Source organism: Pseudomonas japonica, from assembly GCF_013522925.1.
Lineage (GTDB): Bacteria > Pseudomonadota > Gammaproteobacteria > Pseudomonadales > Pseudomonadaceae > Aquipseudomonas > Aquipseudomonas japonica_A.
In genome coordinates this window covers 242776-265882 of the sequence record NZ_JAAMQU010000001.1, presented here as the reverse complement: position 1 = coordinate 265882, position 23107 = coordinate 242776, and the positions used below count along the sequence as shown (strand labels likewise).

At 62.2% G+C, this 23107-nt stretch carries 20 protein-coding genes; 7 read left to right on the top strand and 13 right to left on the bottom strand.

What is annotated here, in order from left to right; all coding sequences use genetic code 11:
• Positions 1-9: 9 nt before the first annotated feature.
• The gene (locus tag G7016_RS01225) at positions 10-1374 is read right to left on the bottom strand and encodes a CYTH domain-containing protein (protein ID WP_181111009.1); all 1365 of its coding nucleotides are present in this window, start codon (positions 1372-1374) and stop codon (positions 10-12) included.
• A 132-nt stretch (positions 1375-1506) separates the two neighbouring features.
• Between G7016_RS01225 and argE the strand changes: the two genes are divergently transcribed.
• Both argE and argA read left to right on the top strand, forming a co-directional pair.
• Complete coding sequence (gene argE, locus G7016_RS01220; RefSeq protein WP_181111008.1) at positions 1507-2661, top strand: acetylornithine deacetylase; 1155 nt, start codon at positions 1507-1509, stop codon at positions 2659-2661.
• Positions 2662-2790: 129 nt separating this feature from the next.
• Entirely contained in the window at positions 2791-4089 is a 1299-nt protein-coding gene (argA, locus tag G7016_RS01215) for an amino-acid N-acetyltransferase (RefSeq protein WP_181111007.1), read from the top strand.
• 82 nt (positions 4090-4171) lie between these two features.
• Here the strand turns inward: argA and gshA are convergent, their stop codons facing one another.
• From gshA to G7016_RS01200, 3 genes are all read right to left on the bottom strand, one after another.
• On the bottom strand, positions 4172-5755 hold the full coding sequence (gene gshA / locus G7016_RS01210; protein ID WP_181111006.1) for a glutamate--cysteine ligase: 1584 nt from the start codon (positions 5753-5755) through the stop codon (positions 4172-4174).
• Between the two features lie 166 nt (positions 5756-5921).
• A complete protein-coding gene (locus tag G7016_RS01205) occupies positions 5922-6305 on the bottom strand; it encodes a PaaI family thioesterase (RefSeq protein ID WP_181111005.1) in 384 nt (127 codons plus the stop codon).
• On the bottom strand, positions 6305-8626 hold the full coding sequence (locus tag G7016_RS01200; RefSeq protein WP_181111004.1) for a Tex family protein: 2322 nt from the start codon (positions 8624-8626) through the stop codon (positions 6305-6307). The genes G7016_RS01205 and G7016_RS01200 overlap by 1 nt, the downstream gene beginning before the upstream one ends.
• 229 nt (positions 8627-8855) lie before the next feature.
• Here G7016_RS01200 and ompR point away from each other — a divergent pair, with 229 nt between their 5' ends.
• On the top strand, positions 8856-9596 hold the full coding sequence (gene ompR / locus G7016_RS01195; RefSeq protein ID WP_181111003.1) for an osmolarity response regulator transcription factor OmpR: 741 nt from the start codon (positions 8856-8858) through the stop codon (positions 9594-9596).
• A 99-nt stretch (positions 9597-9695) separates the two neighbouring features.
• Positions 9696-11006 (top strand): ATP-binding protein, encoded by a 1311-nt coding sequence (locus G7016_RS01190; protein ID WP_181111002.1) that lies wholly within the window; start codon positions 9696-9698, stop codon positions 11004-11006.
• Between the two features lie 23 nt (positions 11007-11029).
• On the opposite strand, the gene rimK is transcribed toward G7016_RS01190, so the two are convergent.
• Entirely contained in the window at positions 11030-11935 is a 906-nt protein-coding gene (rimK, locus tag G7016_RS01185) for a 30S ribosomal protein S6--L-glutamate ligase (RefSeq protein ID WP_181111001.1), read from the bottom strand.
• Complete coding sequence (gene rimB, locus G7016_RS01180; RefSeq protein ID WP_445674413.1) at positions 11932-12414, bottom strand: retropepsin-like aspartic endopeptidase RimB; 483 nt, start codon at positions 12412-12414, stop codon at positions 11932-11934. The genes rimK and rimB overlap by 4 nt, the downstream gene beginning before the upstream one ends.
• 203 nt (positions 12415-12617) lie before the next feature.
• Between rimB and G7016_RS01175 the strand changes: the two genes are divergently transcribed.
• Positions 12618-13016, top strand: a complete 399-nt coding sequence (locus tag G7016_RS01175) for an RNA-binding S4 domain-containing protein (RefSeq protein WP_181111000.1) — start codon at positions 12618-12620, stop codon at positions 13014-13016.
• Here G7016_RS01175 and G7016_RS01170 read toward each other — a convergent pair.
• The gene (locus G7016_RS01170) at positions 13013-13810 is read right to left on the bottom strand and encodes a phosphatase PAP2 family protein (protein ID WP_181110999.1); all 798 of its coding nucleotides are present in this window, start codon (positions 13808-13810) and stop codon (positions 13013-13015) included. The genes G7016_RS01175 and G7016_RS01170 overlap by 4 nt on opposite strands.
• Before the next feature lie 109 nt (positions 13811-13919).
• Between G7016_RS01170 and hslO the strand changes: the two genes are divergently transcribed.
• Together hslO and G7016_RS01160 are read left to right on the top strand one after the other, a co-directional pair.
• Entirely contained in the window at positions 13920-14822 is a 903-nt protein-coding gene (gene hslO, locus G7016_RS01165; RefSeq protein WP_181110998.1) for an Hsp33 family molecular chaperone HslO, read from the top strand.
• A 176-nt stretch (positions 14823-14998) separates the two neighbouring features.
• Entirely contained in the window at positions 14999-16543 is a 1545-nt protein-coding gene (locus G7016_RS01160) for a phosphoenolpyruvate carboxykinase (RefSeq protein WP_181110997.1), read from the top strand.
• Positions 16544-16625: 82 nt separating this feature from the next.
• On the opposite strand, the gene G7016_RS01155 is transcribed toward G7016_RS01160, so the two are convergent.
• From G7016_RS01155 to yrfG, 6 genes are all read right to left on the bottom strand, one after another.
• The gene (locus G7016_RS01155; protein WP_181110996.1) at positions 16626-17363 is read right to left on the bottom strand and encodes a hypothetical protein; all 738 of its coding nucleotides are present in this window, start codon (positions 17361-17363) and stop codon (positions 16626-16628) included.
• A gap of 180 nt (positions 17364-17543) precedes the next feature.
• Positions 17544-18008, bottom strand: a complete 465-nt coding sequence (locus G7016_RS01150; protein ID WP_181110995.1) for a glycine zipper domain-containing protein — start codon at positions 18006-18008, stop codon at positions 17544-17546.
• Positions 18009-18184: 176 nt separating this feature from the next.
• Positions 18185-20527 (bottom strand): FdhF/YdeP family oxidoreductase, encoded by a 2343-nt coding sequence (locus tag G7016_RS01145; protein WP_181110994.1) that lies wholly within the window; start codon positions 20525-20527, stop codon positions 18185-18187.
• Positions 20524-21357: a formate dehydrogenase accessory sulfurtransferase FdhD gene (fdhD, locus tag G7016_RS01140; RefSeq protein WP_181110993.1), complete on the bottom strand. Its 834-nt coding sequence runs from the start codon at positions 21355-21357 to the stop codon at positions 20524-20526. Before fdhD ends, G7016_RS01145 begins: the two co-directional genes overlap by 4 nt.
• Positions 21358-21449: 92 nt before the next feature.
• Complete coding sequence (locus G7016_RS01135) at positions 21450-22337, bottom strand: LysR family transcriptional regulator (protein ID WP_181110992.1); 888 nt, start codon at positions 22335-22337, stop codon at positions 21450-21452.
• Positions 22338-23027, bottom strand: coding sequence for a GMP/IMP nucleotidase (yrfG, locus tag G7016_RS01130; protein ID WP_181110991.1), 690 nt, complete (start codon positions 23025-23027; stop codon positions 22338-22340).
• Positions 23028-23107: the final 80 nt, after the last annotated feature.

The following is a 23107-nucleotide window of genomic DNA, read 5'->3' as shown; positions in this document are numbered from 1 at the left end:
AGTGAATGCTTAGCGCGACAGGGCCTTCCATGCGCGCGTACGGCCTACGATGGCCGCTTGGTCCGCGCGCGGTTGCAGCACTTCGTCAGTCACAGGAAGGCTGGCGAGGGCGTGCAGCTTGTTCAGCTCGCCGTACAAGCGGTCGGTTTCCTCCACGTCCAGCACGTCGCGGGTGTGGTGCAGCCACACCTGCACACGTTCCAGGCGCGGCAACTGCTCGGCCAGGTCCTCGGGCTGGCGCTCGTAGCGCTCCAGCTTCAAAGCGATCATTTCCTCCTTGAGGAAATGCCCCAGCCAGTTGGCCAGCGGTGCTTGCCCCTGTCGGTTGCCTCGGTTGGCGCGGTCCACCGTCCAGGTACGTTCCAGCAGCCAGCGCGACAGGCTGAGGGAGAAATGCCCCCAACGTGGGTCGGTCAGCTCCTCGATGAACTGCTCCTGTGCCGCGGCGCGTACGTCTTCGTCTTCCTGGCCCGCTTCGACCAATGGCCGCCAGTCTTCGAGCAAAGCGTCCAGGCCTGCGCGCAAATCGTGGGTAGTCGGCCGTGGCGCTGCTTGCCCCAGGCTACCGAGCAAGGCGCGCAGCTCCACCAGTTGCTGAACCCAGTCTTGCAGCAGGCGCCACTGACCGGTGTGACGATACTGCTCGGCCAACCGCTGGCTGCTGCCGAGCAAATACCAGGCGATAGCGCTGAAGGCGTCGTCCAGTGCTTGCTCGGCCTCCACTACGGAGGCCGGTACCGAAACGGTATAACTGGCAGGGTCGAGCAGGCGGTAGCCGCGTTCGGCCTTGCTGATGTCGCAGGGCATCAGGGGCAGGGTGGCGGCCAGTTCGCAGGCAAGTTCCAGCAGGCCAGCCGGGTCGCCTTCGCGAAGCTCCAGCTCCAGCTCGCAGATTTCCTCGGATTGCTTGCCCGACACTACTTTGCCCAGGTCCAGCGCAGCTTCCAGCACTACCTTGGCCTTGCCGCGGCCCCAGGCGATTTCGGCTTTTTCGCGCACGAAGTCGGTGGTGAACAGCGGCTTGATGGTTTTCTTGTCCAGCTCGGCAAGGGCCGCTGGCCAGCAGCTGTCATCCAGCTTTTTCAAATCCAGCTTGGCTTTTTCCAGCGGCCAGTCGAATTCGTTACGCTCGGACAGGCCGGCAACGCTCTGGCCGCGTGTCTTGAGCGTTTGAATGATGGCGTCGCCATCCTTGCGCAGGCGCAGCGCCACGCGGGCCTGCGCAAGGTCGCGCTCTGGCGTGTCGAAGTACTGGTTGAAGAGTTCGTGACGGGACCAGCCGCTTTTGTTACGTTTTTTCAGCAGCGGATGTTCACGCAGGGCAGCCAGGGTTTCCCGGGTGATGCGCAGTTTGATTTCGGTTTCTTTGTGCATGGCGGGTATATCCGAACGCAGACAAGGCGTAGCGTAGACGCGAAGAGCCGCGCAGTGTACAGCAGTCATGCCAGCGGCGCCCCCGGCTCTGACCGCGAGCCTGTCCGCCGACCAAGCCTCAGGGAGTTCTCGATGCCGTTACCTACACTCAAGGAACGTTTTGCCGCACTGGTGGCAACGCCCTCGGTCAGCTGTACTCAAGCCAGCCTGGACCAGAGCAACGGCCCGGTTATTCAGCTATTGGCCGGTTGGCTGTCGGAGCTAGGATTTGCCTGCGATGTCCGGGAAGTATCGCCTGGCAAGTTCAACCTGCTGGCGTCGTACGGTTCCGGGCCGGGCGGGCTGGTGCTGGCCGGGCACAGCGATACCGTTCCGTTCGACGAGCGCCTGTGGAAAACCGACCCGCTCAAGCTTACCGAGGTCGATGGCCGCTGGGTGGGGCTGGGCAGTTGTGACATGAAAGGGTTTTTCGCGCTGGTCATCGAGGCCGTGCGCCCATTGCTGGCCCAGCCTTTCCGACAGCCGTTGATGATCCTGGCCACGTGCGACGAGGAGAGTTCGATGGCAGGCGCCAAGGCGCTGGCCCGTGAAGGCGCGCCACTGGGGCGAGCCGCCGTTATCGGTGAGCCCACCGGCTTGCGCCCGATCCGTTTGCACAAAGGGGTGATGATGGAGCGCATCGACATCCTGGGCCGTAGCGGCCACTCCTCCGACCCTTCACTGGGGCACAGCGCACTGGAAGCGATGCATGCATCCATTGGAGAGCTGATGGGCCTGCGCCGCGAATGGCAGGAGCGCTACCAGAACCCTCAGTTCGGCGTTCCGCAACCCACGTTGAATTTCGGCTGCATCCATGGCGGAGACAACCCTAACCGTATCTGCGGGCAATGCTCGCTGGAGTTCGATCTACGGCCACTGCCAGGCATGGACCCAGCAGCCCTGCGGGAAGCGATCAGCCTCAAGCTGCGGCCCGTCGCTGAGCGGCATCAGGTGGAGATCGACTATCGTCCTCTGTTTTCGGAGGTTCCGCCCTTTGAGGAGCCTGCAGAGAGCGAACTGGTGAAAGTGGCGGAAAAACTCACCGGCCACAGGGCAGAAGCGGTGGCATTCGGAACGGAGGCGCCGTATCTTCAGCAACTGGGTTGCCAGACCATTGTGCTTGGCCCCGGTGACATCGCCTGCGCGCATCAGCCCGGCGAATTCCTCGAAATGTCACGATTGGACCCTACGCTGCGTCTGTTACAGGACCTCGTTGAACATTATTGCCTGCGGCCCGCCCTGAGCTGAGGCGCTCCGCCCGCCGGGCCAACTTACTGTAGAAGGAGAAGTGCGCGTGTTGCCAGGCCTGTCGCGACGATAACCGTCCCCGTTTCGCGCCCCCACTTCGTCTTACCTCAGTACAGTACAGGCCGTTCCATGCCCGAATACGTCAACTGGCTTCGCCACGCCTCGCCCTATATCAACGCCCATCGGGATTGCACCTTTGTTGTCATGCTGCCAGGCGATGGCCTGGAGCACCCCAACTTCGGCAATATCGTGCATGACCTTGTGTTGCTGCACAGCCTGGGGGTACGCCTGGTGCTGGTGCATGGCTCGCGCCCCCAGATCGAAAGCCGCCTCGCTGCCCGCGGCCTTACTCCACACTATCACCGTGGCTTACGGATTACCGACGGGCCAACGCTGGAATGTGTGATCGACGCGGTGGGCCATCTTCGGGTGGCCATCGAGGCGAGGCTTTCCATGGACATGGCCTCTTCCCCCATGCAGGGCGCGCGCTTGCGCATTGCCAGCGGCAACCTGGTCACTGCCCGGCCCATTGGTGTGGTGGAAGGGGTGGACTATCACCACACCGGGGAAGTACGGCGCATTGACCGCAAGGGCATCAATCGGCTGCTGGATGAGAGAACCATCGTCCTGTTATCCCCGCTGGGTTATTCACCTACCGGCGAAATCTTCAACATTGCCTGCGAGGACGTGGCTACTCGCGCGGCGATCGACCTCGAGGCCGACAAGCTGCTGTTGTTCGGCGCGGAGCCCGGCTTGATGGACGCGCGCGGCCAGTTGGTGCGTGAGCTTCGCCCGCAGCAGGTACCGGCGCATCTGGAACGGTTGGGCAGTGATTATCAGGGCGAGCTGCTGGATGCCGCCGCCCAGGCCTGCCGCGGTGGGGTTGCCCGTAGCCATATCGTGAGCTATGCCGAGAACGGCGCGCTGCTCACGGAGCTCTTCACCCGCAATGGTGGCGGTACGCTGGTCGCTCAAGAGCAGTTCGAGCAGGTGCGCGAAGCCACTATCAGTGATGTGGGCGGCTTGATCGAGCTGATCCGCCCCCTCGAAGAGCAAGGCATTTTGGTGCGCCGCTCTCGGGAGGTGCTGGAACGGGAAATCGAGCAGTTCAGCGTGGTTGAGCGCGAGGGCATGATCATCGCCTGCGCCGCCCTGTACCCTATCGCCGATTCCGATACCGGCGAGCTCGCATGCCTGGCGGTAAACCCGGAGTATCGTCACGGCGGCCGGGGCGATGAACTGCTGGAGCGGATCGAAGCCAGGGCCCGTCAGCAAGGGCTTAAAACCCTGTTCGTGCTCACCACCCGTACCGCCCACTGGTTCCGCGAGCGCGGTTTCAGCCCCAGCGAGGTAGAGCGCCTGCCCTCGGCCAGGGCATCGCTGTACAACTACCAGCGCAACTCGAAGATATTCGAGAAAACCCTGTAAGAGGCCTCTAACTCTGTAGGAAGCGGCGGTGCCGCCTCCCACAGGGAAGCGCCTCTTGCAGGCGCGCAGTCAGCGAGCACTATTACTGGCTTATACCCAGAATGCTGGCTTGATAAGCCGCAACGAAGAGGTCGAATTCGCCCACTTCGTTGCGCTCCAGGTCGCTCTGTGCCGCCAGCGACGTGACCGCTTGCTTTTCGAAACTGTCTCGCTTCTCGGGTGCCAGCGCGGTGCTGCGGAAATAGTCAGCATGGGCCTGGGTCTGGCGCATGGAAAACTGGCTGAAGCTTTCCTTGTGGGCCGTCATGCTCGCGAGCACCTGAGCAGAAGGCGTGAGCGCAGGGTCTGCGACCTTGTCGCGCTGGGCGGCAAGTGCCTGGCGATGCTCATCCATCCCGTGACTTTGGTCGAGCAGTTCGGCCAACGGCGCGATGCTGTCCAGTAGCTGGGAGGCCCACTCGCGCAGTGTGATGGCCTGGCCGTCACGTTGCAGTTCAAGGCCCGGGCGCCGGCCTTCTTTCACTACCTTCATGAAGTTGTCGGTGCAGGCACCGCACTCGGGGCCTTGCAGCAACGGGCTGTCTTCCATCGCGCAGTACAGCAGGAAGGCATCGAGGAAGCGCGAGAGCGGCAGATCGACCCCGGTGGGCTGGAACGGATTGATGTCCAGGCAGCGTACTTCCACATATTGCACGCCGCGGGCCATCAGCGCCTGGATTGGCCGCTCGCCCGTGTACGTGACCCGCTTGGGGCGGATGCTCGAGTAATACTCGTTTTCAATCTGCAATACGTTGGTGTTGAGCTGCACCCATTCGCCATTTTTGTGGGTGCCTATTTCCACATACGGCGCATACGGCGTGGCAACGGCCTGGCGCAGGCTTTCGGTGTAGCTATGCAGGTCGTTGTAGCAAGGGGTGAGGCTGGCCTGGGCGTTGTTCTGGTAACCCAGGTCGCTCATCCGCAAGCTCGTCGCGTAGGGCAGGTAAAGCGTGGTTGCGTCGAACTGTTCCAGGCGATGCGGGCGGCCCCTCAGGAACCCGGCGTCGAGCGCGGGCGATGCGCCGAAGAGGTACATCAACAGCCAGCTGTAACGGCGGAAATTGCGGATCAATCCGATATACGCTGCGGACTGGTAGTCCCGCTCATCCATGCTGCCGGCTTCTACGTCGCGCAGCAGGGGCCAAAGCGCCTCCGGCATCGAGAAGTTGTAATGGATGCCCGCGATGCATTGCATGGTGCGCCCGTAGCGTACCGCCAGCCCTTTTCGGTAAACGTGCTTGAGCTGGCCGATGTTGGACGTGCCATACCAGGCCAGGGGGATGTCCTCCTCCGCTGGCAGCGCGCATGGCATGGAAGGCGCCCATAACAGCTCATCGCCCAGTGCCGTGTAGGCGAAGCGATGGATGTCATCCAGGCTTTTGAACGTTTCTGCCGGATCGGGCAGGGCGGGGGTGATGAATTCGAGCAGCGCTTCGGAGTAGTCCGTGGTGATCTGCTCGTGGGTCAGCGCCGACCCCAGCGCCTCCGGATGAGGTGTTTGCGCCAGCCGGCCGTCCTGGGTCACGCGCAGGCATTCGCGCTCTATACCGTGCAGGCACTGCTTGAGCAGAGGCAGGTTGGCAGGCTCGCCGAGCAAATGCAGGCGGCGGTTCAGAAGTTCGCTCAAGTTGATGTCCTTACGCGTCGATCGCCCCGATATGGGGATGGCCATGACGTTCTGCAAGGTCGAAGCGGGCGCCCGATCGTTAAAGGCCCGATCAAGCGGGCCGCGTCGAGTTGCCATTCGGCATTGCCTCTTACCTGCCGAACTTACCCGACTTCACGCGGCCGGGCTATAGAGCGGCGAAGGTGCCTTGCGCCTTGGCCACCATTTTGCCGGCCTGTGACACTTCCGCCTCCACCACCAGCGTCCGACGGCCGGCATGGATCACCCGGCCCACACAGGTTACTTCGCCATCGGCGACCGGCCGCAGATAATTGATTTTGCACTCCAGGGTAACGCTCTGACGGTCGAACCCGTGTGAGGTAGAGCACGCCAGCCCCATCGCGATATCCACAAGGCTGAACAGCGCGCCCCCGTGAAGCACGCCGCCGCGGTTACGCAGCGGCGGCGTCAGTGCCAGGGAAACCTCGGCCCGCCCTTCCTCCAGGCTCACCACCTTGCAGCCGAGCAGCTGGCTGAAGGCGCTTTGCGTAACCTCGGCGGGAATGTCCATCAACGCTTCTTCAGTTGCTTGGCATTGGCGAACAGGTTTGCCATGGCACCATTGGCCGGAGCGGCGGTTGCGGTTTCACGCGGCCGTGGCGCGTTGGAAGAACGATTACCGGCAGGGCGGCTGCCGCCTCGGTTGCCCTCGATCTTCTCGCCAGGGGTATCACTCATGCGCATGGACAGCGCGATACGTTTGCGCGGGATGTCGACCTCCATCACCTTGACCTTCACCACGTCGCCGGCTTTCACCGCTTCGCGCGGGTCTTTCACGAACTTTTCCGACAGCGCCGAGATGTGAACAAGGCCATCCTGGTGAACTCCGATGTCCACGAAGGCGCCGAAATTGGTCACGTTGGTCACCACGCCTTCCAGCACCATACCCAATTGCAGGTCTTTCAAGTCCTCGACACCGTCCTGGAAGGCGGCGGTCTTGAATTCGGGGCGCGGATCGCGGCCGGGTTTGTCCAGTTCCTTGATGATGTCGGTAACGGTGGGCAAACCGAAGGTTTCGTCGGTGTAGCGTGCGGGGTCGAGCCGGCGCAGGAAGGCGCTGTCGCCGATCAGCGAGCGGATGTCGCGATCGGTCTGCGCGGCGATACGCTGCACCAGCGGGTAGGCTTCGGGGTGGACCGCCGAGGCGTCCAGCGGGTTGTCGCCGTTCATCACGCGCAGGAAGCCCGCCGCTTGCTCGAAGGTTTTCTCACCCAGGCGGCTGACTTTTTTCAGTTCCGCGCGGGTACGGAATGCGCCATTGGCGTCGCGGTGGGCGACGATATTCTGAGCCAGGGTGGTGTTGAGGCCGGAAATTCGCGCCAGCAGCGCAGCCGAAGCCGTGTTCACATCCACGCCCACGGCGTTCACGCAGTCTTCCACAACCGCATCCAGCCCCCGGGCCAGCTTGAGTTGGGAAACGTCGTGCTGGTACTGGCCCACACCAATGGATTTCGGATCGATCTTCACCAACTCGGCCAGTGGGTCCTGCAGGCGGCGGGCAATGGATACCGCACCACGAATCGAGACGTCGAGCTCGGGAAATTCCCGCGCCGCCAGTTCCGATGCCGAATACACCGACGCACCGGCTTCGGACACCATGACCTTGGTCAGCTGCAGTGCTGGGTACTTCTTGATCAGTTCGCCGGCGAGCTTGTCGGTTTCCCGGCTGGCTGTGCCGTTGCCGATCGCGATCAGGTCCACGTTGTGTTTGGTGCACAGCGCGCCCAGCACCGCGAGGGTCTGGTCCCACTGATTTTTCGGAACGTGCGGGTAAACCGTGGCGGTGTCGAGCAACTTGCCAGTGGCATCGACCACGGCCACCTTGCAGCCCGTTCGTAGCCCCGGGTCCAGGCCCAGGGTGGCGCGGGGGCCGGCGGGCGCGGCCAGTAACAGGTCGTGCAGGTTGTGAGCGAAAACGTTGATAGCCTCCGCTTCGGCAGCTTCTCGCAGCTCGCCCAGCAGATCGTTCTCCAGCGACGTGTACAGCTTCACCTTCCAGGTCCAGCGCACGACTTCACCCAGCCATTTGTCGGCGGGCCGGTTCTGGTTCTTCAGGCTGAAGTGCTCGGCCACCATCACCTCGCACGGGTGAAGGGTGCCTGCAGCTTCTTCGCCGACTTTGAGCGACACGCTCAGAATGCCTTCGTTGCGGCCTCGGAAAATCGCCAGGGCACGGTGGGAAGGTGCGCCTTTGAGCCGTTCGTCATGCTCGAAATAATCCCGGAACTTGGCGCCTTCCTCTTCCTTGCCAGGAACGACTCGCGCGGCAAGGGTAGCGTGTTCGCCCAGGAACCCGCGGAGCCTGCCCAGCAGGGCGGCATCTTCGGCGAAGCGCTCCATCAGGATGTACTTGGCGCCTTCGAGCACGGCGCGTACGTCGGCATAGCCTTTCTCGGCATCCACGAAACGCACAGCTTCGGCGTCGGGCACCAGCATGGGGTCGGCCAGCAGGCCATCGGCAAGTTCGCCAAGCCCCGCTTCGAGCGCGATCTGCCCCTTGGTGCGGCGCTTTTGCTTGTAAGGCAGGTAGAGGTCTTCGAGGCGGGTCTTGGTATCGGCCAGGCGGATTTCCCGCGCAAGCTCAGGGGTAAGCTTGCCTTGTTCTTCGATGCTGGCCAGGATGCTCACGCGTCGATCGTCCAGCTCACGCAGGTAGCGCAGGCGCTCTTCGAGGTGGCGCAGCTGAGTGTCGTCCAGGCTGCCGGTCACTTCCTTGCGGTAGCGGGCGATGAAGGGCACGGTCGAGCCTTCGTCGAGCAGCGCCACCGCCGCTTCCACCTGTTGCGGGCGCACGCCCAGTTCTTCGGCGATGCGGCTGTTGATGCTTTCCATAAAACCACCTGAATTCTGTAATGCGTGCACCTGCGATGGGGCAGCGGCAAACCGGGCCGGCACTCGCCGGCGGAAAAAGCGTCGCATTATAACCAGCCGAGCGTGGCAAAGGGCCGCGGCCGGGGAATTTGCCCTTCACAATCCCTTGGCGAAAAATCTGCTAACAATGCGCGAAGCACGTCCCCCGGCGGCTGCGCCATAATGCGCGCCGACAGCAAAGGAGTTATTCATGAGCAGCACCGCCCAAACCAGTGAAGGCGAAAAAATCCTCATCGTGGATGACGACCCCGGATTGAGCAGCCTGCTGGAGCGCTTCTTCGTCAGCAAAGGCTACCGGGCCCGCGCAGTGCCCAACGTCGAACAAATGGATCGCCTGCTAAGTCGCGAGGTGTTCAACCTGATCGTGCTCGACCTCATGCTGCCGGGCGAAGATGGCCTGTCGGCCTGCAGGCGCCTGCGCGCGGCGGACAACCAGATCCCCATCATCATGCTCACCGCCAAGGGTGACGAGCTCAGCCGTATCAAGGGGCTTGAGCTAGGCGCCGACGATTACCTGGCCAAGCCCTTCAACCCGGATGAGCTCGCCGCTCGGGTGAGGGCGGTGTTGCGCCGCCAGTCCACGCCGGTTCCGGGTGCGCCGGGTGCCAGCGACGAAACCGTCACGTTCGGCGATTATGAGCTATCTCTTGCCACGCGGGAGCTCAAGCGCGGCGAGGAGGTGCACATGCTCACCACGGGAGAGTTCGCCGTGCTCAAGGCCCTGGTCACGCATGCCCGGGAACCACTTACCCGCGACAAGCTGATGAGTTTGGCGCGCGGCCGCGAGTGGGATGCCCTGGAGCGGTCCATCGACGTACAAATCTCCAGGTTGCGCCGCATGATCGAGCCCGACCCGTCCAAACCCCGTTATATCCAGACCGTCTGGGGTGTCGGCTACGTGTTCGTGCCCGACGGCAACAGCGGCCGTTGATTCTTTCCCGCAGGCAGGTAGCGCCTTTGAAGCGCTGCCTGCCTGCTTTCTGCTGTTGCCGGGGCGCTCGGCGTGTGGCTCCGAGGTAAGCTGGCATTCATGAAAACCCCCGTTTGGTTCCCCCAAAGCTTCTTCGCTCGCACATTGTGGCTGGTCCTGGCCGTTGTGCTTTTTTCCAAGGCGTTGACGCTCGTTTACCTGCTGATGAACGAAGACGTATTGGTCGATCGGCAGTACAGCCATGGTGTCGCGCTCACGCTGCGTGCCTATTGGTCCGCGGACGAAACCAATCAGGGCCGAATCGCGGAAGCGGCGGGCCTGCTTCGTGTTTCCGGAGAGGCCGTTCCGGAAGGCGAACAGCACTGGCCCTACAGCGAAATCTACCAGCGGCAGATGCAGGCCGAGCTGGGCGAAGACACGGAAGTGCGGTTGCGTGTGCATGTGCCCCCTGCCTTATGGGTGAGAGCACCCAGCATCGGGCCAGACTGGCTGAAAGTGCCACTGTACCCACACCCACTTCGCGGGCAGAAGATCTGGAGCGTACTCGGGTGGTTCCTGGCAATCGGGTTACTGTCGACGGCGTCGGCCTGGATTTTCGTTCGGCAGCTCAACCAGCCACTGAAAAACCTGGTGTTCGCGGCAAGGCAGCTGGGGCAGGGGCGCAGTGTTCGCTTGCCGATCAGTGACACGCCCAGCGAAATGACGGAGGTATACAGCGCCTTCAACCAGATGGCCGAGGATGTGGAGCAGGCCGGGCGCGAGCGGGAACTGATGTTGGCCGGGGTGTCCCATGACCTTCGCACACCGCTCACGCGCCTGCGCCTGTCCCTTGAGCTGATGAGCAGCGATAACGAGTTCGCGGATGAAATGGTTCGGGACATCGAGGATATGGACGCGATCCTTGATCAATTCCTTGCATTCATCCGGGATGGCCGGGACGAAACCGTGGAGGAGGCCGACCTTTGCGCGCTGGTAGAAGAAGTTGTCGCACCCTTCAACCAGCCTGAGCACAGGGTGAGGTTGTGCCTGGAGCCTATTCCCCCCTTCCCGCTACGGCGGGTTTCCATCAAGCGGCTACTGAACAACCTGATCGGTAATGCCCTGTACCATGCGGGCAAAGGTGTGGAAGTTGCAGCGTTCGTGTCCGGGGATTCCAGCGCGCCTTACGTTGTACTCAGCGTGCTGGACCGTGGTGAAGGCATAAACCCCGAAGAGTTCGAAGGCATCTTCAATCCATTCACCCGAGGCGACCGTGCCCGCAGCAAGGGGACCGGGCTTGGCCTGGCGATCGTCAAGCGCATCGCGTCGATGCATGGGGGTAACGTGGAGCTGCGCAACCGCGCAGGGGGTGGCCTGGAAGCACGGGTGCGCTTGCCGCTCAACCTGATGCTGCCCCGGGACGCTGTGTAAGGCAGCGCCCAGGGCGAAGCCTGCTAGCCCTTGCCCCGGGTGCGGGTGAGGTTGGGGCCGCTGTTCTTTTCCAGATGCTCGATGATCATGCTCGCCACGTTCTTGCCTGTGGTGGACTCGATCCCTTCGAGGCCCGGCGACGAGTTGACTTCCATCACAAGCGGGCCGTGATTGGACCGTAGAATGTCCACGCCCGCAACGCTCAGGCCCATTACCCGGGCGGCGCGAATGGCGGTCATCCGCTCTTCAGGTGTGATTTTGATCAGGCTGGCGCTGCCACCGCGGTGAAGGTTGGAGCGAAACTCTCCCGGCTTGGCCTGGCGCTTCATCGAGGCGATCACCTTGTCGCCTACCACGAAACAGCGAATATCCGCGCCGCCGGCTTCCTGAATGTACTCCTGAACCATGATGTTCTGTTTCAGGCCCATGAAAGCCTCGATTACCGATTCCGCAGCCTTGGTGGTTTCGCAAAGCACCACGCCAATCCCTTGAGTGCCCTCCAATACCTTGATGACCAGAGGCGCGCCATTGACCATGCGAATGAGGTCGGGGATGTCATCCGGAGAGTGCGCGAAGCCGGTAACCGGCAGCCCTACACCCTTGCGGGACAGCAACTGCAGCGAGCGCAACTTGTCCCGGGAACGCGCAATGGCGACCGACTCGTTGAGGGGGAACACTCCCATCATTTCGAACTGGCGCAATACCGCGCAACCATAGAAGGTCACCGAAGCGCCGATGCGCGGAATGACCGCATCGAAACCTTCCAGCGGCTTACCCCGGTAGTGGATCTGAGGCTTGTGGCTGGCGATGTTCATGTACGCTCGAAGCGTATCCACCACTACCATTTCATGGCCTCGCTCGGTACCGGCTTCAACCAGGCGGCGGGTGGAGTACAGGCGCGGGTTGCGCGATAGCACAGCGATCTTCATTGAACACCTGGGGCAATTGAAAGGGAGGCCGGAGATACCGGTTTGTCCTGCACATACTTTTCGCCAGGGTTTACGACCAATTGGCCGTCTATGAGTGCCTTGGACCCCAGCAGCAAGCGGTACCGCATGGCCTTGCGGCACGCCAATGTAAATTCCACCTGCCAGACGCGGTCGCCCAGTGCCAGCAATGTGCGGATCACGTAGCGGGTTTGCGCCAGGCCGTTGGAGCTTTTGATCGTTTTCCTTGCCACCAGTGGCGCCTCGCAGCGCCGGTGCCGCAATTGCACAACAGAGCCCAGGTGAGCGTTGAACCGCACCCAGCGCTCGCCGTTACGCTCGAACGGCTCGATCTCAGTGGCGTGCAGGCTGGAGGTACTTGCGCCGGTATCGATCTTGGCGCGAAGGCCCGCCACGCCCAGTTCCGGTAGGGCAATCCATTCCCGCAGGCCAATGACAGTGAGGTGGTCGAAAGTCTTCAACAAGAATCGCCTGAAGTAAAACGCCCCATACAAGGCGGGCCCGAAGCCAAGGCCTGCGCGGTCACTTGCATTTGCATAGACCACGGCACGGCCCTGATTGCGTCACGTTGCAGCATGTGCCGCACTGTAAACAAAGCAACGCTGCGTTGCATCCCGCCGCGAGGGTAGTAGAGTGATTGAATGTTTCGAATTGAGGTCAGGCAGTGGCGCAGCAAGCTGAGCATGATGAAAAAGTCCGCCTGGACAAGTGGCTGTGGGCGGCGCGTTTCTATAAAACACGGGCCCTGGCCAAGGCAGCTATCGAGAGCGGAAAGGTTCATTTCCGCGGCGAGCGCTGCAAGCCCGGCAAGGAGCCGAAAATCGGCGACGAGTACCAATTGCGAACCGGGTTCGACGAGCGGACGGTAGTGGTATCGGCGCTATCCGATGTGCGCCGCGGTGCGCCCGAGGCGCAGCGCTTGTATGCCGAAACCGAAGAAAGCATCGCCCGCCGTGAGAAGGCGGCCGCGCTACGCAAGGCGGGCGCCCTCGGTGTAAGCACTGATGGCAAGCCCACCAAGAAACAGCGGCGGCAGCTGTTTCAGTTTCGCTCCGAAGGTTAGGTGCGGATAACGCTGAGCCTGTTTACTACCGGCAGGCGTTCAAGAAGAGTAAAGAGCGGCGCGGTGAGCTTTGCCAGCCAGGCGCTGGTGTGCGCCAGGAACGGCGTATGGCAAGACCAGCCCAGTGCCAGCAGCGCCATGATCATGCCACCGATGTAATCGTCCTGCCCCCAATGAGCGCCAGCAACCAGCCGAGGCATCATGAACAGCAGCGCAAGCGCCCAGACCACTACACGCTGGGCAGCGGTACGGCTGGAGAACGTCATATAAAAGGCCCAGATCAGCAACACTGATGCATGGTCACCGGGGAAGCTTGAGCTTGACTGGTCCTTCAGCTCCCATTTGCGCTCCAGATGAGGGTACCAGTCGCTCAGGTGAACCGCGCCCGGGAGCACCATGGTCGGGCTGTCATGTTGCCAACCCATGCCATCGCATAGTTTCGAAAACAGCGCGCGCACCACCAGCAACAGCAGCAGCGTAGCAATGAACCCCCAAAAGGCCTGGCGAACCTGGGTTGCCTTGAAAACCCAGTCGCCGCGAATCAACAGCGCCAGTAGAATAAGCCCGACCAGCGCGTCGAACGGGCGCAGGCTGCCCAGGGTCCATACATAACGCCAGCCTGTGCTGGTCGCCAGTGGCTGATTCAGCAGGTTAAACAGCGCTTCGTCGAACGAGGTAAAGGCTGCATGGCCCGCTGGCCACAGCCACACGCCCAGCAACGCAACCGCGATCAGATTGCACAGGGCCAGCCCGCGCGGATTCCAGCTTGCCCGGAACAGTGCCGGTTTGTTCATATAGACCTCTAAATCAGGCGACATCCACTCGCACCCAGGCGGTGCTTCGAGTCGGGCTTTATACAAGCGCCGATACATATTTTGTCATCTTTCTGTGATAGCCGAACCTATGCACGATTTGCCAAGCACCGATTTCACCCAACGTTTCATCTTCGACGACGCCGACGTGCGAGGCGAAATGGTGTCCGTCGAGAGCAGCTACAACGAAGTGCTCGCCAGGCACACCTACCCTGAGCCTGTGGCGAAGCTTTTGGGCGAGTTCATCGCAGCCGCCGCGCTGCTCGCAGGTACCCTGAAATTCGACGGGTTGCTGATACTGCAGGCGAGGTCCGAGGGGCCGGTTCCGCTGCTGATGGTGGAGTGTTCCAATGCCTTGGAAATCCGGGGCCTGGCGCGCTATGACGAGGCGCTGATCGGTACGGCGAACGACTTGCAGGAGCTGATGCCCAATGGCACTCTGGCGATGACCATCGACCCCACTGAAGGGCAGCGCTATCAAGGTATAGTGGCCCTGGATGGCGAGAGCCTGGCGGCGTGTTTCTCGAACTACTTTGCGATGTCCGAGCAGCTAGGTACCCGCTTCTGGCTGGAGGCTGATGGTCAGCGTGCCCGCGGGATGCTGTTGCAGCAGTTGCCCACAGACAAACGCAAAGACCCGGACGACAGGCAGGCCAATTGGCAGCACCTGTTGGCACTGGCAGATACCTTGAAAACGGAGGAGTTGCTTGGCCTGAGCAACGAAACCGTACTGCATCGGCTTTATCACGAAGAAGAGGTGCGGTTGTTCGATCGCCAGGCGATCGTGTTTCAGTGCAGTTGCTCGCGGGAGCGATCCGGACGCGCGATCATCACCCTCGGTGAAGAGGACGCGAAGGCATTGCTCGAGGAAGGCGACGGCGTGGTAGAGCTCGATTGCCAGTTCTGTAATGAGCGTTATCTGTTCGATGCGGCAGACTTGGCGCAACTATTTAGCGGCGGCGGGGTCGATGCACCGTCAGATAGTCGTCACTGAACAGATTCAGCAACGTAAATAAGGCTGCAGGCGCCGGAATAGCGCCGTTTTAACCGTAGGGAGCTACTCTTTTCCCTTGGTTGTAGGCATAATCCGGCCACTTTTTAGCTGTAGTAGGGTGCGGTTTTCTACTACAAACGTTTGGAGCACTCGGCTAATCGCCGACGGGGATTCTCATGACGCAAGCCAAAAACGCCGTGTATACCGATATCAGCATCGCTCAACTGGTCGAAGAGGCCATCCGTCGCGGTGAAGGTGAGCTTGCCGCCAATGGCTCGCTGGTCGTGAAAACCGGGCACCGTACCGGGCGTTCTCCGGTCGACCGCTTTATCGTGGAAGAGCCGTCCACCCAGGATTCCATCGCCTGGGGCCCTATCAACCGCAAATTCCCCGCAGACCGCTTCGATGCCCTCTGGGAGCGGGTAAGCGGCTATGTGGCTGAGCGCGATCACTTCGTTTCGCATGTTCACGTAGGGTCTGACGACAGCCACTACCTGGCTGTGAAAATGACCACCGAGACTGCCTGGCACAACCTGTTCGGTCGCTGCCTGTTCATCAACCCGGAGCAGTACAACCCGGCTTCGCGCCAGGAATGGCAAGTGCTGAACGCGCCATGGTTCACCTGCGAGCCCGAGCGCGACGGCACCAACTCCGATGGCTGCGTGATCATCAACTTCGCCGCCAAGAAAGTGTTGATCGCTGGCATGCGTTACGCCGGTGAAATGAAGAAAGCGATGTTCTCGGTGCAGAACTTCCTGCTGCCGGATGCCGATGTACTGCCGATGCACTGCGCGGCCAACATGGGCGAAGAGGGCGACGTTACCCTGTTCTTCGGTTTGTCGGGCACCGGCAAAACCACCCTGTCTGCTGACGAAAGCCGCTACTTGATCGGTGACGACGAGCACGGCTGGGGCGAAGGCGTGGTGTTCAACATCGAGGGCGGTTGCTATGCCAAGTGCATCGACCTGACCCAGAAGAACGAGCCTGTTATCTGGAAAGCCATCCAATTCGGCGCTGTGCTGGAAAACGTGGTGCTGAACCCCGAAACCCGCCTGCCCGACTACACCGATGACAGCCTGACGCAGAACAGCCGTGCGGCCTATCCGCGTGAGCTGATCGACAAGATCGCTCCGAAAAACCTGGGCGGCGAGCCTAACGCAGTGATCTTCCTGACCTGCGACCTGACCGGTGTACTGCCGCCAGTGTCGATCCTCAGTGAAGAGCAGGCGGCGTACCACTTCCTGTCCGGCTACACCGCCCTGGTGGGTTCGACCGAAATGGGCTCTGGCGCTGGCATCAAGTCGACCTTCTCCACCTGCTTCGGCGCGCCGTTCTTCCCGCGCCCGGCTGGCGTGTACGCCGAGTTGCTGATCAAGCGCATCCGCGCCTTCGGCTCCAAGGTGTACCTGGTGAACACCGGCTGGACCGGCGGTGGCTATGGCGTGGGCAAGCGCTTCAACATTCCGACCACCCGTGGCGTGATCGCGGCTATCCAGAGCGGCGCTCTGGTAGGCGCGGAAACCGAGCACCTGGACATCATCAACCTGGACGTGCCAAAAGCCGTCCCAGGCGTTGATACCGCTTTGCTCAAGCCACGCAACACCTGGTCAGACGGCGCTGCTTACGACGAGGCCGCCAAAGGCCTGGCCGGGCTGTTCATCGAGAACTTCAAGAAATTCGAAGTTTCCGACGCCATCCGCGCCGCTGGCCCGCAGCTGTAAAAACCCTCGCAAGCTACTCCCGTTTCCTCATAGGAAGCGGGCGTAGCTCGCGAATGGATCGCTGCCCGTTTGCGCCAGCCTCTTACGGCGCAAACTCTCCCGCCACTGCGCAGTACTGCGCTTTCGCTTCGCGTGTTTCCTTGTCTCGGGTTTTCTCTGCCCGGCGCGTCCAATCCTTGCACTGGTCCTTGAAGTACTGCTGCGCCGCGCGGCGGCATTCACGGTGCTCAATGCTGTCGGCCGGGAAGTTGAAGCACACCGAGCCCTGGTTGATCAGGTTGTCCTCGATTCGCCATTTGGCGACATACCGGTTGGGCCCATCCCATTCGCGAATGGTCACGGTAGCGATCTGGTATGGCCGCTGGGTGGAGGCTTCGGTACGGCCGCCGCCAGCCTTGAACTGGGCCAGGTACTGGGCGCTCACCAAGCCTTGAGGCGCTTGCGTTGCAACCGGCTCGGGCGCCGCGCTTGAATGCACTGGCGCAGGCTTGGCGGGTGCATTGATGATGACCACCTGGTTCACTACGCGGGTCGCCACGGCGGTATTCACGACTGCTACCTGGCGGGGCTCATGCACGGCAGTTTGCACTGGCGGCAGGCTGGCCGTGCCGTCAGGCGGCGCAGCTATGGGGCTATCGCTGCCATGCCAGGCCCAGGCCGCGGTAGCCACGATGGCCAAGGCAGCAAGCCAGATACCACTGGAACCCTGGCGGGCAGGCGGCGCTTGGCGAGGGAGGCGGGCGCTCCCGAGCACTACATCGATCTGGGCAGGGTCCAGGCGTTGAAAATGGGTAACGCCGTTGTCGTCGGGTGCAGCCATGGCGGGGTTCCTGATGTACCGACACCGCTGCGTGAGGGGTCGTTCGCAGGATGATGTCGCAATGCTGTTACATTGCGCGGCAGAGTAAACGCGCGTTCAGGAAATGAACAGAGGGAGGCTCAGCATTTGGTCGGAATGGATCCGACCAAACAGGGGCGGCAGAGGCCGCCCCGTGAGGGATCAGCGGTGACGCCAGTGCTTGCGGTGGCCGTAATGGTGGCCACGGTCGTGGTCCCAACGGCGATCGGCATGGCCGCGGTACTTTTTGCCGCCACGGTCACGATCATCATCGCTGCCCATGTAGTTACCCAGCGCGCCGCCCGCGCCGCCGCCCGCTGCGGCACCAATCAGGCTGCCAGTGGTGCCGCCTACGCTGCGGCCGATCACGTTGCCGCCCGCTGCACCCAGGGCGCCACCAATCGCCGCTTCGCCACGGCTGTGCTTGTCCGCACCCACTGCGCTACCAGCAGCGCCGCCCAGGCCGGCACCGATCGCCGAGCCGGTGCTTCCACCCAACTGTTGGCCGACTACAGAACCCAGCACGCCACCCAGAGCACCACCCACGCCAGCTTCGGTCGTACCACCGGCAAAAGCGGCACCAGTGACCAGGCTGAGGGACAACGCAATAACCGAGGCAAGCTTCATGAAAGGAATCTCAGGCTTATGACGCCGCGATCCTGATTGGGCGCACGAGCCGTTACAACCGAAAAGCGATGAATGACACGACTTGGTCACAAATAGCTAACTTATTGTTATGGCAAGGAAACTTGCAGTAGCGAAGCGGGTCACATGATCTTCGACCCGCTCGCCTTGGATGGATTTCAGATAATCCGCGCGCTTTCCTGCGCCCGTTCGAACCGGATGGCCACGAACTTGGAAGTAGGTGTGCTGCTGCCGTCGCCTGTACTTTCCAGCGGTACCAGCGGGTTGGTCTCCGGGTAGTACGCCGCAGCTTGCCCTGCAGGAATATCGAACGGCAGCAAGGTAAACCCGCTTACCCGACGCTCACGGCCGTCTTCCCATACCGAGATCATGTCCACCTTCTGGCCCGGCTGGTAACCCAGGCGGATGATGTCCGCTTCGTTCGCGAACACGACCTCACGCTGCCCGCGCACGCCCCGGTAACGATCATCCAGGCTGTAGATAGTGGTGTTGTACTGGTCATGCGAGCGCAGGGTCTGCAGGATCAGGTCGGGCACCCGGCCGGTGGCGTGGACCCGCTCATGCAACAGGTCGGCCGGCAGGGCGTTGGCCTTGAAGTTGGCGCGGCCGCTCGCGGTATTCCAGCGGCGCTGCCCTGCGGTATTGCCCAGGTAGAAGCCACCGGGATGATTCAGCTTGGCGTTGAAGTCTGTAAAGCCTGGGATGGTATCGGCGATCAGGTTCCGAATCCGCTGGTAGTCCCCGATCAGCCACTGCCAGTCTACGGGGCGCGGGCCAAGCGTAGCGTGGGCGATCCCGGCGATGATGGCCGGCTCCGAGCGTTGCAGCGAAGACAGCGGCTGCAGCTGGCCGAACGAGGCGTGAACCATCGAGAACGAGTCCTCCACGGTTACCGCTTGCGGGCCCTCGGCCTGGCGGTCGATGTCGGTGCGGCCCAGGCACGGCAGGATCAACGCCTCCTTGCCATGAACCAGATGGCTGCGGTTGAGCTTGGTACTGATGTGCACCGTCAGCTCACAGTTGCGCAATGCTTCTGCGGTGCGCGGGCTGTCCGGCGTGGCTTGGGCAAAGTTGCCGCCCAGCCCGATGAACACCTTGGCGCGACCTTCGAGCATGGCGTGAATGGCTTCCACCACGTTGTGCCCTTGCTGGCGCGGAACCTGGAAGCCGAAACGCTTTTCCATGGCATCGAGCAAAAACACCGGCGGGCGCTCGTTGATACCCATGGTGCGGTCGCCTTGCACGTTGCTGTGGCCACGGACCGGGCACAGGCCGGCACCTGGCCGGCCGATATTGCCGCGCAGGAGCATCAGGTTGGACAGCTCCTGAATCGTAGGGACCGAATGGCGATGCTGGGTGATGCCCATGGCCCAGCACATGATCACTTTGGTGCCTTTGGCGTACATACGAGCCGCGCGCTCGATTTCCACCAGCGGCAGGCCCGACTGTTCCACGATCTGGTCCCAGGTGGTGGCATCTACGGCGGCGAGGTATTCCTGCACGGCCGCAGTGTGTTCGCTGAGGAAGTCATGATCGAACACCGGCGGGTTGCCAGCAGCCTTCGCGTCGCGTTCCCATTGCAGCAGGAACTTGGCCATGCCGCGGGCAATCGCCATGTCGCCGCCCAAGGCCGGGCGGAAATACGCGGTATTGGTGGGGCGGTCACCGTTGGTGAGCATTTCCAGCGGGTGTTGCGGATGCTGGAAGCGCTCCAGGCCGCGCTCCTTGAGCGGGTTGATGCACACTACCTGGGCGCCGCGCTCGACTGCTTCGCGCAGAGGTTCGAGCATGCGTGGGTGGTTGGTACCGGGGTTCTGGCCCCACACGAAAATCGCGTCCGCGTGATGGAAGTCTTCGAACGTGACCGTGCCCTTGCCTACGCCGATGCTCTGCGAAAGCGCAACGCCGCTGGCTTCATGGCACATGTTCGAGCAATCGGGGAAGTTGTTGGTCCCGAACGCGCGTACGAATAGCTGGTAAAGGTAGGCGGCCTCGTTGCTGGCACGGCCGGAGGTATAGAACTCGGCCTGGTCCGGGCTTTCCAGCTCATTGAGGTGGCGGGCAATGAGCGCGAAGGCCTCGTCCCAGGCAATGGGCTTGTAACGGTCGCTCTGCGCGTCGTAGACCATCGGTTCGGTGAGCCGGCCTTGGTATTCGAGCCAGTAGTCGCTCTGCTCCAGCAGCGCGCCAACGCTGTGCCGGGCGAAGAAAGACGCATCCACCCGGCGCTTGGTAGCCTCCCAGTTCACGGCCTTGGCGCCGTTCTCGCAAAACTTCACCATGCCGTCATCAGGGGATTCGCCCCAGGCGCAACCGGGGCAGTCGAAACCGCCGTTCTGGTTGGTCTTGAGCATGGTGCGAATGTTTTTCAGCGCATTGCCGCTGCCCAGCCAGAACCGGGTCACGCTCTGCAAGGCGCCCCAGCCAGCGGCCGGGCCGCTGTAGGGCTTGTAGCGAGGGGCGGAGGCGGGGGCTTTCTCGGCTTTGGTAGAGGTGCTCACGGTTCGATCTCCATCGCGGGGCTGTACACCCGCGGCGCGCTGTGATGCGGCAGATGAATGAGGTTCAAATGATGTTTACGGGCCCATTGGCAAGCCAGGCCCGTTGGCGAAGAAAGGCTGACGAGGGTATGAATCCCGGCGCGCAGCATCTTCTGGATCAGTTCAAGGCTGCAGCGGCTGGTGACCACCACCAGCCCGCCAGCGGTATCGATGCCTTGGCGAAGCAATGCGCCGATCAGCTTGTCCAGCGCGTTGTGCCGGCCGATGTCTTCCCGGGCAAGCATGAGTTCGCCCTGGGCGTTCATGAAGGCCGCGGCATGCACCGCGCCGGAGTGCTGGCCGAGCGGCTGCAACGCGCTAAGGCGCTGGCGCAGGCCTTCAAGCCAGGCGGCGGGGGGCAAGGGCATGGGTTCAAGTATGGGTAACGCCGGTAGTGCCTGGTCCACTGCCTCCACGCCACACAGGCCGCAGCCACTGGTGCCGGCCATTTGTCGGCGATGGTCTTTCAAGGCCCAGAACGCACGGCTGGAAATGTCCACCTGCGCCTCTCGCGAGGCGCCCAGGCCACGTACCTGGATGTCGTAAACGTCTTCGATGGCCGGCACTATCCCACTGGCGATACTGAAGCCCACCACAAAGTCTTCGAGGTCGCGCGGGCTTACTAGCATTACCGCCTGGCTGATGCCGTTGTACGCAATAGCCAGCGCCACTTCGTCCGCCAACGTAGCCTGCCCCGCCTCGCCATCGGTCAGGGTGGCGTAGCGGTAATCCTGGCTGGCGGACGACAACGGGTCGGGGGGCGCCAATGGGGCAGAACGCAAGGCGGGCATTCGACAGTACCGGCAGTTTCGTTGATTGAGCCTATGCCGGGTGTGACTGACCGTCTAATCGCTTGTTCCGATGCGCTGATAGATGGGCTCGATCAATTGCCGCCAAGCGTGCTCTGGCAGTAGGCGAAGCACGCCTGGGCCAAGGGCGAGCGAGGCGCGCTGCGGCGCATGATCAAACCAAGGCGCGTGAGCGTTTGCGCCTGCTCGATCGGTTGCAGGCGCAGATGCTCGGTGAGTGCTTCCAGCCCGCCATGCAGCGGCATGATCGCGCAGCACAAGCCGCCATGTACCGCCTGAAGCAATTGGTGCACCGCGTCGGTTTGCAACAATGGGCGTGGGCGCAGGCCCCGGCTGTGGAAAGCATGGTCGATGGACTGGCGGAAATGCATGCCGCTGGTCAACAGGCCCAGGGGTAGCTCGTTGACCGCCTCCCAGCTCAGCGGGGCTTCGCCAAATTGATAGTGGCGCTGGTCATGCAGCAAGCCCATGCGCGTTTCGCTCAAGGGCAGGGTTTCGAATTGGGTTGGGTCCAGCCGGTCCAGGTACGACACACCCAGGTCCAGCCGGTTACTGGCCAACTGTTCCACCAGTTGATCGGAGCTCAGCGAGCTCAGCTCGAAGTTCAGTTCAGGGTGCAGCGTGTGCAGCCCCCGCAAGAGCGGTACGGGATCGAAGCTCGACAGTGGCACTACCCCCAGCCGCAGCGTACCCACCAGATGCCCACGACAGGCGGCGGCTTCTGCCTGCAAGCCATCGTAGGCGGCCAGTACCGTGCGAGCCCATGCCAGTATGCGCTCGCCTGGCGCGGTAAACCCCTCGAAGCGCTGGCCGCGATTCACCAAAGCCAGGTCGAGCTCTTCCTCCAGGCTGCGCAAGCGCATGGAAAGCGTAGGCTGAGTGATATGGCAGCGTGCGGCGGCCTGGCCGAAATGGCGGGTTTCGTCCAGCGCTACCAAGAACTTCAGCTGCTTGATGTCCATTCACACCCCCGGTGCCACGCTCGCATGGGCAAGGCCCGGCAGCAGCGCTCGAAAGTCCTCTACCGCGTCGAATTCCTCGGTGTTCTTGCGGCCCTTGCGGCTGTCGGGTTCGCTCACCGCGAGCAAATGGCCAATGCCGTAGGCGCGGGCACTGCGCAGGATCGGCAACGTATCGTCAATAAACAGCGCCCGTGCCGGGTCGAACGCCAGGTCGGCTTGCAGCGCATCCCAGAACGCGGCGGCTTCCTTGGGGTAGCCATAATCGTGGGACGTGATGAGCCGGTCGAACCAGGGTGCCAAGGCGATACGCTCGAGCTTGAGCGACAAGGAATCCCGGTGCGCGTTGGTGATCAGCACCAGTCGCTTGCCCGCAGCCTTCACTGCCGCCAGGAACGTATCGGCATGCGGGCGCAAGGCGATGAGGTCGGCAATTTCGTGCTTGAGTTCGAGGATCGGCAGGTTGAGCTCACGGCTCCAGAAGTCCAGGCAATACCAGTTCAGCTGCCCGGCATGTGTCTCGAACAGCGGCTGCAGTTCCATTTCAGCCATGGCCAGGCTCACCCCATGCACCTCGGCATAGCGCCGGGGCAGGTGATGCAGCCAGAAGTGGTTGTCGAAGTGCAGGTCGAGCAAGGTACCGTCCATGTCCAGCAGAACGGTATCGATGTCGGGCCAGGCTAAAACGGGCATCGGAAGGCTCCCGGGCGGCGGAAAACAGGCTCGGCACACGCGCGAGCCAAGGTATAGTAACCCGTTCAAGCCAAGGAGCC

What these genes read in the sequence shown, in the direction of transcription:
- yrfG (WP_181110991.1), bottom strand. Translation starts at nt 23,027, where the DNA reads ATGCCCGTTTTAGCCTGGCCCGACATCGATACCGTTCTGCTGGACATG.
- argE (WP_181111008.1), top strand. Translation starts at nt 1,507, where the DNA reads ATGCCGTTACCTACACTCAAGGAACGTTTTGCCGCACTGGTGGCAACG.
- G7016_RS01170 (WP_181110999.1), bottom strand. Translation starts at nt 13,810, where the DNA reads ATGAACAAACCGGCACTGTTCCGGGCAAGCTGGAATCCGCGCGGGCTG.
- G7016_RS01135 (WP_181110992.1), bottom strand. Translation starts at nt 22,337, where the DNA reads ATGGACATCAAGCAGCTGAAGTTCTTGGTAGCGCTGGACGAAACCCGC.
- hslO (WP_181110998.1), top strand. Translation starts at nt 13,920, where the DNA reads ATGCACGATTTGCCAAGCACCGATTTCACCCAACGTTTCATCTTCGAC.
- fdhD (WP_181110993.1), bottom strand. Translation starts at nt 21,357, where the DNA reads ATGCCCGCCTTGCGTTCTGCCCCATTGGCGCCCCCCGACCCGTTGTCG.
- G7016_RS01200 (WP_181111004.1), bottom strand. Translation starts at nt 8,626, where the DNA reads ATGGAAAGCATCAACAGCCGCATCGCCGAAGAACTGGGCGTGCGCCCG.
- rimK (WP_181111001.1), bottom strand. Translation starts at nt 11,935, where the DNA reads ATGAAGATCGCTGTGCTATCGCGCAACCCGCGCCTGTACTCCACCCGC.
- G7016_RS01205 (WP_181111005.1), bottom strand. Translation starts at nt 6,305, where the DNA reads ATGGACATTCCCGCCGAGGTTACGCAAAGCGCCTTCAGCCAGCTGCTC.
- G7016_RS01155 (WP_181110996.1), bottom strand. Translation starts at nt 17,363, where the DNA reads ATGGCTGCACCCGACGACAACGGCGTTACCCATTTTCAACGCCTGGAC.
- ompR (WP_181111003.1), top strand. Translation starts at nt 8,856, where the DNA reads ATGAGCAGCACCGCCCAAACCAGTGAAGGCGAAAAAATCCTCATCGTG.
- argA (WP_181111007.1), top strand. Translation starts at nt 2,791, where the DNA reads ATGCCCGAATACGTCAACTGGCTTCGCCACGCCTCGCCCTATATCAAC.
- G7016_RS01190 (WP_181111002.1), top strand. Translation starts at nt 9,696, where the DNA reads ATGAAAACCCCCGTTTGGTTCCCCCAAAGCTTCTTCGCTCGCACATTG.
- G7016_RS01150 (WP_181110995.1), bottom strand. Translation starts at nt 18,008, where the DNA reads ATGAAGCTTGCCTCGGTTATTGCGTTGTCCCTCAGCCTGGTCACTGGT.
- G7016_RS01160 (WP_181110997.1), top strand. Translation starts at nt 14,999, where the DNA reads ATGACGCAAGCCAAAAACGCCGTGTATACCGATATCAGCATCGCTCAA.
- G7016_RS01225 (WP_181111009.1), bottom strand. Translation starts at nt 1,374, where the DNA reads ATGCACAAAGAAACCGAAATCAAACTGCGCATCACCCGGGAAACCCTG.